5 protein-coding genes are annotated in these 13,044 nt (G+C 67.9%); 3 read left to right on the plus strand and 2 right to left on the minus strand.

The window, feature by feature from the left end; genetic code table 11:
* Positions 1 to 168 precede the first annotated feature (168 nt).
* On the plus strand, positions 169 to 438 hold the full coding sequence (locus CCS01_RS06830) for a GIY-YIG nuclease family protein (RefSeq protein WP_204848165.1): 270 nt from the start codon (positions 169 to 171) through the stop codon (positions 436 to 438).
* Positions 439 to 731: 293 nt separating this feature from the next.
* Here the strand turns inward: CCS01_RS06830 and uvrA are convergent, their stop codons facing one another.
* A complete protein-coding gene (gene uvrA / locus CCS01_RS06840) occupies positions 732 to 3,602 on the minus strand; it encodes an excinuclease ABC subunit UvrA (protein WP_104518083.1) in 2,871 nt (956 codons plus the stop codon).
* Between the two features lie 579 nt (positions 3,603 to 4,181).
* Positions 4,182 to 5,555, minus strand: a complete 1,374-nt coding sequence (locus tag CCS01_RS06845; RefSeq protein ID WP_104518084.1) for a hypothetical protein — start codon at positions 5,553 to 5,555, stop codon at positions 4,182 to 4,184.
* 536 nt (positions 5,556 to 6,091) lie between these two features.
* Here CCS01_RS06845 and ssb point away from each other — a divergent pair.
* A complete protein-coding gene (ssb, locus tag CCS01_RS06850) occupies positions 6,092 to 6,634 on the plus strand; it encodes a single-stranded DNA-binding protein (RefSeq protein WP_104518085.1) in 543 nt (180 codons plus the stop codon).
* A 1,434-nt stretch (positions 6,635 to 8,068) separates the two neighbouring features.
* On the plus strand, positions 8,069 to 12,352 hold the full coding sequence (locus CCS01_RS06855) for a PAS domain S-box protein (RefSeq protein ID WP_104518086.1): 4,284 nt from the start codon (positions 8,069 to 8,071) through the stop codon (positions 12,350 to 12,352).
* Positions 12,353 to 13,044 lie beyond the last annotated feature (692 nt).

Genomic DNA, 13,044 nt, shown 5'->3' on the forward strand with positions numbered 1-13,044 from the left:
TCGCGGCACACGTGCTTGAATATGTAGCCCGGACAGGTCGGACCATGACTATGAAGGAACGGTCACTTTCAACGCCGACTGGCATGAATCCCGTTCGGCACTCACGCCGTTTACCCGGTGTTAAGCCGCGTGCCTTACCATTCCCGGCAAATGGGCGGTTGGGTCTACATGATGACGAACAAACCGTTCGGGACGCTCTATGTCGGTGTCACGAACGACATCGTTCGCCGGGCCTGGGAACACCGGCAGGGCACAGGCTCATGCTTCAGCGCCCGCTATAACCTCAAGCGGTTGGTCTTCGTGGAGTACCACGATGAGATCCTGGCGGCCATCCATCGGGAGACCCGGTTGAAGCACTGGCCGCGGCTGTGGAAACTCAACCTGATTGAGCAGCAGAACCCATTGTGGGAGGACTTATTTGAGCAGATAGCGGGGTAAGGTGAAGGCCGCGGCTGTGCTGATGGTTCCCATTGATGAACCGTACCTGCCGCGATAGGTGGCCCGGACAAGCCGGGCCATGACGACGTGACAACCGTTGTGCTGGCACCGTTGTGCCGGCAACCGTTGTGCTGGCAACCGTTGTGCTGGCAACCGTTGTGCTGGCAACCGTTGTGCTGGCAACCGTTGTGCTGGCAACCGTTGTGCTGGCAACCGTTGTGCCGGCAACCGTTGTGCTGGCAACCATCGTGCTGGCAACCATCGTGCTGCCGACCCGGACGATGAAAGAGCGGTCACGCTCGCTTGCGCCGCGGCTTCGCCTCCTGCACCTGCAGCAGCGGTGCGAGGAACCGGCCGGTGTAGCTGTCCGGGTTGGCCGCGATGTCCTCGGGGGTTCCTTCAGCGACGATCCGCCCGCCGCCGTCGCCGCCCTCGGGACCGAGGTCGAGGATCCAGTCGGCGGTCTTGATGACCTCCAGGTTGTGCTCGATCACCACCACCGTGTTGCCCTGGTCCACCAGCGCGTGCAGCACCTCCAGCAGCTTGCGCACGTCCTCGAAATGCAGCCCGGTGGTCGGCTCGTCCAGGATGTACAGCGTCCGCCCCGTCGCCCGCCGCGCCAGTTCCTTGGACAGCTTGATGCGCTGCGCCTCGCCGCCCGACAGCGTCGTCGCCTGCTGGCCGAGCGCAATGTAGCCGAGCCCGACCTGCTGGAGGATCTTCAGCCGGTCATGGATGCGCATCTGGGCGCTGAAATAGGGCACCGCCTCGTCCACCGTCAGCGCCAGCACGTCGGCGATCGACTTGTCGCGGAATTTGATCTCCAGCGTTTCCCGGTTGTAGCGCTTGCCCTTGCAGGTGTCGCAGGTGACATAGACGTCGGGCAGGAAGTGCATCTCGATCTTCAGCAGCCCGTCGCCCTGGCACGCCTCGCAGCGACCGCCCTTGACGTTGAAGCTGAACCGTCCCGGCTTGTAGCCGCGCGCCCGCGACTCCGGCAACTCCGCGAACCAGTCGCGGATCGGCGCGAACAGGTCGGTGTAGGTCGCGGGGTTCGATCGCGGGGTGCGGCCAATCGGCGACTGGTCGATGTCGATGATCTTGTCGAGCAGGTCCAGCCCCTCGATCCGCTCATGCGCTGCCGGCACCAGCCCGGCGCCCATCAGCCGGCGGGCGGCGGCCTTGTAGAGCGTATCGACCACCAGCGTGGATTTTCCCCCGCCGGAGACGCCCGTGACGCAGGTGAAGGTGCCCAGCGGAAACCCGGCGGTGAGCGACTTCAGGTTGTTGCCGCGGGCGCCGACGACCGTCAGCACCCGGTCCTTCTGCACCGGGCGGCGCATCGGCGGCACGCGAATCTGGCGGCGGCCGGACAGGTAGTCGCCGGTCAGCGACTTCGGGTTGGCGGCGACCTCGGCCGGCGTGCCCTCGGCGATGACGTGGCCGCCGTTGATGCCGGCGGCCGGGCCCATGTCGACCAGGTGATCGGCCGCGCGGATCGCGTCCTCGTCGTGCTCCACCACCAGCACGGTGTTGCCCAGGTCGCGCAGCCGCCGCAGCGTGCCCAGCAGGCGCTCGTTGTCGCGCTGGTGCAGGCCGATGGAGGGCTCGTCCAGCACGTACAGCACCCCGGTCAGCCCGGAGCCGATTTGCGACGCCAGCCGGATGCGCTGGGATTCGCCGCCCGAGAGGGTGGCGGAACTGCGCGCCAGCGTCAGGTAGTCCAGCCCGACATCGACCAGGAAGCGCAGGCGCTCGACGATCTCGCGCAGGATGCGGGTGGCGATCTCCTGCCGCTGCGGCGTCAGTTGCGGCAGCACGGCGTCGAACCAGTCGAGCGCGGCGCGAATGGATAAATCCGACGCCTCGGCGATGTTCTTCCCCGCCACGCGCACCGACAGCGCCTCGGGCTTCAGCCGCGCGCCGTTGCAGGCGACGCAGGGCTTTTCCGCCTGGTAGCGCGCCATTTCCTCGCGCACCCAGACGCTGTCGGTCTCCTGCCAGCGGCGCTGGAGGTTGTGCAGCACGCCCTCGAACGCCTTGGTCACCGTGTAGCTGCGGACGCCGTCCTTGTAGGTGAAGGCAATCGGCTCGTCGCCGGAGCCGTGCAGGATGGCGGTGCGGAAGTCTTCCGGCAGGTCGTGCCAGGGCGTGCCGGTGGTCTGCTTGTAGTGCTTCGCCAGGCTTTGCAGCGTCTGGTCGTAGTACGGCGTCTGCGCCCCGGTCCAGGGCGCGATGGCGCCGTCGGCCAGGGACACGCGGTCGTCCGGCACCACCAGGTCGGGGTCGAAGAACGTCTCCACGCCCAGGCCGTCGCAGGCTGGGCAGGCGCCGTGCGGGGAGTTGAAGCTGAACAGCCGCGGCTCGATCTCCTCGATGGTGAAGCCGCTGACCGGGCAGGCGAAGCGCGAGGAAAACGTCGTGCTTTCCTTGCTGTCGGCGTTTTCCGCATGGACGATGCCGTCGGACAGCCCGAGCGCGGTCTCGAAGCTGTCGGCCAGCCGGGTCTGGATGCCGTCGCGCACGACAAGACGGTCCACCACCGCCTCGATGTCGTGCTTGAGCTTGCGGTTCAGCGACGGGACCTCGCCGATTTCATACAGCGTGCCGTCCACCTTCACCCGGGTGAAGCCGCGTCGCTGCAATTCGGACAATTCCTTGCGGTATTCGCCCTTGCGGTCGCGGACGACGGGAGCCAGCAGCAGCAGCCGCGTGCCCTCCGGCATCGCCATCACCCGATCGACCATCTGCGACACGGTCTGCGCCTCGATCGGCAGGCCGGTGGCGGGCGAGTAGGGCACGCCGGCGCGGGCCCACAGCAGGCGCATGTAGTCGTGGATCTCCGTCACCGTGCCGACGGTGGAGCGGGGGTTCTTCGAGGTGGTCTTCTGCTCGATCGAGATCGCCGGCGACAGGCCGTCGATGCTGTCCACGTCCGGCTTGCCCATCAGTTCCAGGAACTGCCGTGCGTAGGCCGACAGCGACTCGACGTAGCGGCGCTGGCCCTCGGCATAGATGGTGTCGAACGCCAGGGAGGACTTGCCGGAGCCGGACAGGCCGGTGATCACCGTCAGCGAGTCGCGCGGGATCACCACGTCGATGTTTTTCAGATTGTGCTCGCGCGCGCCGCGCACGTGGATATTGCCCGCTTTCGGTTGGGCCATTGGCTGCTGCTGTTCCCTTGGGATGATTCGTGTTCTTTGGATGTTCCCGTGTGCCACAAACCCGGGGGGACGGGAAGGACTTTCACGGATGTGGTGATCCATCCTGTCCGGGCCAGCCCCGGCCGGCAACCATAATTCGTTGCGTCACGTCAGGCGCGTCCTCGGAGCGGGCGAAACCTGGCATTTCCCGACAATTGGCGTCACCGCCCGCCGGCAGCGCAGGTCAGTGACATGGCTTCCATTGCGCGGCCGTGATCGGTTCCTGCCAGCTGGCATGACCGCACGGAGTCGCCGGAAACGCAGACTATTTGCGTTCATCTGGGTTCATCCGCGGTTCCATTTATTCCGTATAAGCAATAAACGGGCTATGTCCCGGCCTGAGTGCTGGTGGCTGGTTCGTGCCACGCTGAGAATGCCTGGTGGGGAACTGTAGATGAACGCAGATGATGGCCATGCGAAAAAGCATCCGTCGTACCACTCGGCCGGCTCCACCGGGGTGAGGCATTGACGCCGAGTGCGGCTGCCGGCGCAGAAAACTCAAGCAATAACCGGATCCTGCAGGAAGGCGAGATCATCAGCTCATGCGCCGATCGCCGCCCGCAGCGCCGCCAACAGCCGCGGCAGCCCGCCATCCGCCGGCGCGCCCGGCAGCAGGTCCCGTGCCCCGACCGCGATCCGGAGCCCGCCGAACGCGCCCAGCCCGACCGGCTGGCCGAGCAGGACGCCGTCTCGCGCCAGCCGTGCGTACAGCGGCCGCAGCTCGGCGGCGGTCAGCTTGCGCCGCGGATCCACCGGGTCGCGCACGGCAATGGTAAAGATGGTCGGCACAGCGCTCCATCCCTCGCCGCCGCCGATCAGGCCCGGGATCGGCACCACGCCGTCGATGCCGGCGAGGCCACGCCCGATCGCGGCGGCGCGGTCGCACAGGCGGGCCGCCACCTGGCCGCCCAGCGCGGCGAACGCTTCCATGGTTTCCAACGCCGCGATCCAGCGCAGCAGCATCCCCACGTTGCCGGCATTGCCTTCCAGCACCTTGCGGCACCGGCCAGGCGACGCTCGCCGGATCGCCGCCAGGCGGTCCGACGGAAACAGCACGGCGCCCGAGAACGCGGGACCGCCGAAGAATTTCGACCCGGTGACCGCCACCGGCCAGCCCTGACGCAGCCAGCCCGCGACCAGCGCCGGCTCGACCCGCGCCTGGCAGGCATCGACGATGACCTCGGCGCCACGGGGCGGCCGGTTCGGCGCGATCAGCCCGGTCTTCGTGCCGTAGGTCAGGAAGACGACCGGGCGGCCCGTGCTGCCGGCCGCCGCGGCCGCGTAGGCATCCGCCAGCGCATCGTCCGGGCGCGGCACGCCGTCCGCGTCGCGCAGCGGGATTTCGGCCGCGTCGACCGCGCAATCCACCAGCGGCGCATCGAAGGGCACCGGCTCGTCGAAGCGGCGGAGCGTCGCCGCCAGCGGCACGCCGGAGCCGGTTTCCGACGCCTGCGGCAAGATCGCCGTCATCGGTCGGCCCGGCTGCTCCAGGTGCAGCAGCAGCGTCGCGGTCTGCAACGCGTCGGTGCCGGAGGGGCAGAGGATCGCCTCGGCCAGGCCGCCGGCATGGAAACAGGCCAGCAGGCGCGTCCCGATGTCCCGGGCATAGCGGTCCAGCAGCCGGGTTCGCTGCCGCTCCGGCGCGCAGGCGGCCAGGGTCCGCCAGGCCTCGGCGCTGCGCCGGAAGGCCTGCCCGGTTATCGGCGACGCGGTGCAGGAGGAGGCGCACAGCACATCCGGCGCCGGCCGGGGCGGGCACAGGTACTTGTTGACGCCTGTCCTGGCGTCGATCCGCAGCCGGCTGTCGCCGCCCGACAGCAGGGATGCGACCAGTGCGTCCTCACGCACCGGGGAAGACCCGTCCGGCGCATCCAGCGCCAGCAGCGGTTGATAGCGGAAACTGCCGTTGTCCATGGGACGAAAACCCGCCTGCCTGCTGCATGATGTATGTCGAAGTGTAAGGATTTGGTTAATTCTGTGGCATCAGTCCGGTCCCGGGTCCCGCCGTACCGCATCGTTTGCCTCCGGGACACGTCCCGTGGCTTCGGGACATGGTTTTCGGGGCGGGGTTTCGTGGCGGGAGGCGGAGAAGGATTGGCGGCCCGGTCCGTTGTCTCCCCGGCGGTGACGAGAGGGAGGCGACCTCGCCCCGCCAGCCCCTTGTCCTGATACACATGGGAGGACGCCTGATACGCATGGGAGTCCTGATAACGCTTGGGAGCACGCCCCGCGGGCTGGAGCGTGCCAGGCCGGCCGGCTTCCGGGGGCTGGCGTCGGGGCGATTTCTGTTCTATTGATGTTCCAACAACTCGGCGGCAACGGGCCCGCTGGCGACAAGCCTAAGGCGACGGGCCCGTCCACGCCGCGCGGCTCGTAAGGAGTTCCTAACCTTATGGCCGCTAGAACGGCTTTGGGCTAGAATTTTCAATCTCTGAGAAGGATGTGATTCGATGGCAGGCAGCGTCAACAAGGTGATTCTGATCGGAAACCTGGGAAAGGACCCGGAGGTCCGCTCTACTCAGGACGGCAGCAAGATCGTCAATCTCACCTTGGCAACCAGCGAGACGTGGAACGACCGCACCTCCGGTGAGCGGAAGGAGCGGACGGAGTGGCACCGCGTGGTGATCTTCAACGACCGCGTCGCCGACGTGGCGGAGCGGTTCCTGAAGAAGGGCGCGAAGATCTACGTCGAGGGCTCGCTGCAGACCCGCAAGTGGACCGACCAGCAGGGGCAGGAGCGCTATACCACGGAAGTCGTCATCGGCCGCTTCAACGGCCAGTTGACGATGCTGGATACACGGGGCGGCGGCGCGGAAGCCGGTGGCTTCGGCAACGGCGAATCGGCCGCCTCGCCCGGCGGTGGCGGCTATGCCCCGCGGGAGCGGGCGGCCAATGGCCCGGCCCGGCCCCCCGGCGGCGCGGCGCGCGGCACCGCGCCATCCTGGGATACGCAGCGCGGCAGCGGAGACCTGGATGACGAAATCCCGTTCTGAGGGCCCGGTGATCGTGTGACGGAAGCCCGCTCCCTGGACGTCCAGGGAGCTACCGGCCCGGTGGCGTCTGCCGGGTCGCGCCGGCCGGGTGGGGCCTCCGCCGTGCGGTGGTTGCCGTATCCTCACGATCCGGCTGGCCTTATTCCTGGTTGCGGACAGTGAGAGCCTGAAAATAAATCGGTTTTCGGGACGAATCCAGGAACTATCGCAAACTGCGAATCGGTTGAGACGAACATACCGGATCGGCAGCGACAGCCTGTGGAGGCAGGGGTGCCGCCGTCTGGGCGGCAAGGTTGTGCCCACGCAGCAACGGGCTGCGGCGCCGGCGGCCGATCGGCGATGGCGTGCTGGCGGAATCCGCAGATTTCACCACCACAGAGACACAGAGCCACAGAGATCGAAACCGCCGCGCCGCCGACGGCTTCGTTGCAATCTCTGTGGCTCTGTGTCTCTGTGGTAAACCATCGTCCGCCGCCGCAGGCACCGGCCATGACAGGGACGCATCCCCCCTGACCGCACCGTCATTGCGGTCTGGACGGGCGCTCCGGCCGCAGCCCGAACAGAGCGATGCCGCCGCTGTATGCCTGCAAGCGGAGTCCCAACCGTCCTGCGCTATGCTGGAGCAACTTCGGCTCCGGCCAGGAGTCGATTGATTTTCAGGCTCTGAGCGCCTCCGCGGCCGTTCGTTGCCACCTGCCCGCTGTCTGACCAGGCTGGCCCGCATTGTCCTGAACGCGAGGCACAGGGCCACCCCGTTCGCCATGGACCCACTGCGACCGCAGGCCGCAACAAAACCTTCTCTGCGGACTCTGCGCCCCACTCTGCGTGCTCTGCGTTGAATCGCGGTGGTCGGGGCGCCACCGGTGTTGGAAGTTGGGCGACTCACCGGCAACGCCAATCGTTGTTGCGGCATCGCATTCTTAAAACGCAGAGACCGCAGAGCGGGGCGCAGAGCACGCAGAGAAGGAATCCGGGCAGCCTCCGGCCGCATCGCCCGGCACCGATCACCGTGCCTCGCCCGTCAAAGCCAGGGTCCCCGCATCCACCGCACGGCACACGCGACGAAACGCCTCGCTCTTGGGACTTGGGCGCAATAACCGATCCGCCCGTGCCGCCAAGCCGGCAATCTCAATGCTCACGGCGATCCTGCCGGGCATCGAAGGTGGACCCAAGGCCGCTGCGGGATCAATCAGTTCGTTGCCAATCCTACATAACAATGCGCCCGTGCATTGCGCGGCGCAGCGGTCTCCAAAGCTGATTAAGCTGGCTTTGGCCGCTTCATTGCTATACTTCCAGGCCGCCGGGCGGTGCCCGAATCCAGGGTTGCAACACATTGTAAAGGCGTGCTTATCTTCAACACGCTGCGCGGCAAGACAGCAACTTTCCGCATGGCGGATGCAGTGATCGAAGCCGCCATCAGGAGCTTTGCCGGGGATGCGTAGCCTGCCGCCCTCCATTCGCGTGCGTCTGTCGCAGCTTGTCCTGGCCGCCTTGTTGCCGCTGCTGCTGCTGCTGCTCGGCCTGGTGCTCGCCGACTACCAGGCCGATCGCGAGCGCGCCGGGCGGCAGGCCCGGGCCATGGCGCATGGCCTCGCCCTGACCATCGACAGCGAGCTGCGCGCGCGCATCGCCATCCTGCAGGTCCTGGCCAGCTCACGCGCGCTCGCCGCCGGCGACCTGGCAACATTCCGCACCCAGGCCGAGGCGGTCCTGGCCCGCGAGGATCCCAAAGGCAACATCGCCCTGCTGCGCGAGGACGGGCGGAACGTGATGAACCTGGCGCTGTCGCCCGGCGCGCCGCTGCCGACGCGGCCCAGCCTGGAGAACTTGCGGCGGGTTCTCGCGACCGGCCAGCCCTCAGTTTCGGACGTGTTTTTCAGTGAGGCGATGCAGCGCCCGATTGTCGCCATCGACCTGCCGGTCAGGCGGGCCGACGGCAGCGCCAGCCTGGTCCTGGCGATGAATCCCTCGTTCGGGGCCTTCGACACGCTGGTCCGGCGGCAACACCTTCTCGCCGGCTGGCTGGTTGGCGTCTTCGATCGGCAGGGCATCCTCGTTGCCCGCGCACCCCAGGCGGATCGGTTCGTCGGCAGGCCCGTCGCGCCATCGTTCCGGTCGATGATCCGCTCCGGTGACAGCGGCCTGGCGGAAACGACGTCCCTGGAAGGCACGCCGGTGCTGGTGACCTGGGACCATCTGGACCGAGCCGGCTGGGGCGTCGCCGTCGCGATACCGCGCGCCGCGTTCTACGGTCCGCTGTGGCGCACGCTGGCCATCACGCTTGCCATCTTCGGCCTGACCCTGGCCGGCGTTCTCGCGCTCGTCGCGGTGCTGACGCGGCGCATCGCGGAGCCGATACGCGCCCTGGCGGACGTCGGAGCGGTCGAGCGCATCGCCAGGGGCGACGTCGCATCGCTCGGGCTGCGTGAGGCGGACGCCACCGCCACCTTGCTCGTCGCCGCCATGCATGAGCGGGCTGCGGCCGAGGCGGCTCGCGCGACGCGGGATGTCGATTTCCTCGAGGCGCAGCGGGTTGCCCATATCGGCAGCTGGCGCTGGGATCCGGCAACGGATGTCACGACCACGTCGGCGGAAACGCTGCGCATCTTCGGCCTCGACCCGGAAACCCAGGTCATGCCGCCGTTCCGGGAGCAGAGCGGATGGCTTTACCCCGAGGCAAGCTGGGAACGGATCAACGAGGCCGTCGAATGCGCGCTCGAAACTGGCGCCGGCTACGAGTTCGACGTCGAAGCCTGCCGCGGCGAGACCCCGATCTGGGTGACGATCCATGGCGAGGCGCTGCGCAACGCTGATGGCCGGATCGTTGGCCTGCGCGGCACGGTGCAGGACATCACGCCGCGCAAGCGCGCCGAACTGGCGCTGGCGCAGGAGGAAACCCGCTTCCGCGCCATGGCCGACAGCATCCCGCAGCTGGCGTGGATGACGTGGCCGGACCGCTGGATCTTCTGGTACAACCAGCGCTGGTATGACTACACCGGCACCACGCTGGCGGAGACGGAAGGCCAGGGCTGGCGCAAGGTGTGCCACCCCGGCCACCTGGACCGCGTGCTGGCAAGCGTCCAGCGCGCCTGGGACAGCGGCGAGCCGTGGGAGGACACCTTCCCGCTGCGCGGCAAGGACGGGGAGTACCGCTGGTTCCTCTCCCGCGCCATGCCGATCCGCGACGATGCCGGGCAGATCACGCTCTGGTTCGGCACCAACACCGACGTGACCGAGCGCCGCGAAGCCGAGGCTGCGCTTGCGGCCAGCAACGAGGCGGCGCGGGTTGCCGCCGAACGGGTACAGCTTGCGCTCGCCGCGGGTGCCATCGTCGGCACCTGGATGCGGGATCTGTCGACTGGCCACTTCACCGCCGACGAGCGCTTCGCCCAGACCTTTGGCCTCGATCCCGAGGCCTGCCGCACCGGCGTTTGCTTTGAAGCAGTCATGGCCTCGGTCCATCCCGAGGACAGGCCGCGCGTGATGGATACCATCACCGAGGTCATCGCGCGCGGCGGTCTCTATTGCTACGAATACCGCGTTCGCGGGCATGACGGCGCCTATCGCTGGATCGAGGCGAACGGCCGGGTGGAGCACGCGCCAAACGGCACGCCGCTGCGCGTACTGGGTGTGCTGCTCGACATCGAGCAGCGCCGCGCCACGGAAGCCGAGCGCGACCGCGCCACCGCGCTGCTGCGGACCTTCGCCGAGGCGGTGCCGGGCGTGGTCTACGCCAAGGACCGCGCCGGCCGCATGCTGCTCGCCAACGAGGGCACAGCGGCGCTGATCGGCAAGCCGCCGGAGGCATTCATCGGCAGGACCGACGCCGAGTTCCTCGACGACAGGCAGCAGGCCGAGGCAGTGATGGCCAACGACCGCCGGATCATGGAGAGCGGCATCGCCGAGGAGATCGAGGAGGACGTCAGCCTGCCCGACGGCACGCCCGCCATCTGGCTCTCGAAGAAGGCGCCGCTGCGCAACGCGGCCGGCGCGGTGATCGGCCTGGTCGGCACCTCGATCGACATCACCGCGCGCAAGCAGGCCGAGCTGGCGCTGGCGGAGAGCGAGGCGCGATTCCGCACCCTGGCCGACGCCATGCCGCAGATGGTCTGGTCCACGCGCCCGGATGGCTACCACGACTACCACAACGCCCGCTGCATGGCGTTCACCGGCCTGCCCGAGCGTGACCTGACCGGCCCCAAGGCGACGGCCATCGTCCATCCCGACGACCGGCGACAGATGCTGGACCGGTGGCACCAGGCGCTGCGCACCGGCACGCCGTATGAAAACGAGTCCCGGGTCCGGCGCCACGACGGCGAATGGCGCTGGGTGATGGCGCGGGCCCTGCCCGTGCGCGACCCCGAAACCGGCGCCATCGTGCGCTGGTTCGGCTCGACCACCGACGTCACCGAGATCGTCGAGGCCCGCGAGATCCTGGCCCGCGACCGCGCCGAACTGGAGCGCCTGGTACAGGAGCGCTCGCAGGCCCTGCAGGACACGCAGCGGCGGTTGGCGCACGCCGAACGCATGCAGGCGCTCGGCCAGCTGGCGGGTGGCATTGCGCACGACATCAACAACGTGCTCCAGGCCGTCCAGGGTGGCAGCGCCCTGCTGGCGCGCCGGTGCGGCAAGCCGGAGGAGGTCCGGCGGCTCGCCGAGCTGATCCTGAGCGCGGCGGAGCGCGGCGCCGGCGTGACCAGCCGCCTGCTGGCGTTCTCGCGCCGGGCCGATCTGCAGGCCGAGCCGATCGACGTGACGCGGCTGCTGGAGGGCACGCGGGACATGCTGACGCATGCGCTCGGCACGGGTATCAACGTCAGGATTGAAGTACCCCCGGGCGTGCCGCCGATCGTGGCGGACAAGGCGCAGCTTGAAACCGTGCTGATCAACCTGGCGACCAACGCGCGCGACGCGATGAACGGCATGGGCACGCTGGTCCTGACGGCAGCCGAGGACTCCCAGCCGCACAGGACGTTCCCGGGCACCGACCTGGTCCTGGAACCCGGGCGCTACATCCACCTGTCGATTGCCGACACCGGCTGCGGTATGGATGCGGCGACACTGGCACGGGCGACCGAGCCGTTTTTCACCACCAAGCCGCAAGGGAAGGGGACCGGGCTGGGTCTTGCGATGGCCCGGGGATTCTCCGAGCAGAGCGGTGGCGGCATCCATATCGCCAGCACGCCGGGCACAGGCACGACCGTGCATCTGTACTTCCCCGCCGCCGCGGATGTGGTTTCGTTGCCGGGGCGGGATGACGACGGGCCGCCGGCATCCTTGGTGGACCGGGGCCTCCGGCTGCTGCTGGTCGACGACGACCCCATGGTGCGGAATGTCCTGGAGGCCGAGATGCAGGACGCCGGCCTCGACGTCGTCGCCTGCGAGTCCGGGCGCGAGGCGCTGGCGCACCTCGATCTTGGCGAGGCTGTCGACGTGCTCGTCTCCGACCTGTCGATGCCGGTGATGGACGGGCTGACGCTGATCCGGGAGGCGAAGCGCCGCAGGCCGGACCTGCCGGCGATCCTGCTGACCGGATTTTCCACCAATGTCGCCGACATCGCCGCGGATGGCGCGATCGACGAGCCGTTCCTGCTGCTGCGCAAGCCCATCAGCGGCAGCGCCATCGTCGGGCGCCTGGCGGCGTTGCTGGAGGAACGGTGCGCGAGTGCGCCTTCGGGATGGATGGCGGCGGTGGCTGGGGTTTTGATGCCTTGGTGACTGTGGCCGCGCGTGGCCGCGGCGGACGGGCGAGCGATCTGCGATGCGATGGTGAGGGAAGCCCGGCCAGGGTCCGGCCCGCCGCCGCAACATCGTCGTACATGCCAACTGCCCCTGACGCTGGCTGTGGCAACTGCGTTATGCCGGGTGGAGGCCCCATGGGCGTTGGAACAGGGGCACAGGCGGTGGCGCCCTGGCGGGCAGAGCCGAGGTCGGTTGGCATCAGTGGCATTTTCGGCTGTGTCTTCCTTGGCGATCGTTTGCCGCGCCGGGATCGCCGCCGAGCCTGACTTTGCGGTTCATAGGCACACGATGGAAGTTACGCCACCATGGCAGCGACTCACGTTTGGTATGACAGCGAACCATGGCACGACCTCAGTGCCCAGTCCTCATGGGTACGTCTATGAACACATGACTGAATACGCTGTGCTTTCTTGAGGAACCACCATCCTGCGTGTGCCTGGGCAAGGCAGTGTCGATTTACACAAGCCAGACAAAACAACGTCTTGCTGATACGTGTGCCTGTGGACCGCAAAGTCGGTTATGGGATGTGGTGCAAAAGCGGTCCTGCTTACGCACTTTTCTCAGCCTCTGGGGCATGATACATAGCATGAACATCCGGTTGTAGCGAGGCGGTGGCAATGGCTCGGAACAAGGTGCAATTCCAAAAGGGCCTCAGCGAGGCGGCGTTC

This window comes from Rhodopila globiformis (assembly GCF_002937115.1).
Lineage (GTDB): Bacteria > Pseudomonadota > Alphaproteobacteria > Acetobacterales > Acetobacteraceae > Rhodopila > Rhodopila globiformis.

Coding starts and splice junctions, on each gene's coding strand:
- CCS01_RS06830 (WP_204848165.1), top strand. CDS start 169: ATGATGACGAACAAACCGTTCGGGACGCTCTATGTCGGTGTCACGAAC.
- CCS01_RS06845 (WP_104518084.1), bottom strand. CDS start 5,555: ATGGACAACGGCAGTTTCCGCTATCAACCGCTGCTGGCGCTGGATGCG.
- CCS01_RS06855 (WP_104518086.1), top strand. CDS start 8,069: ATGCGTAGCCTGCCGCCCTCCATTCGCGTGCGTCTGTCGCAGCTTGTC.
- uvrA (WP_104518083.1), bottom strand. CDS start 3,602: ATGGCCCAACCGAAAGCGGGCAATATCCACGTGCGCGGCGCGCGCGAG.
- ssb (WP_104518085.1), top strand. CDS start 6,092: ATGGCAGGCAGCGTCAACAAGGTGATTCTGATCGGAAACCTGGGAAAG.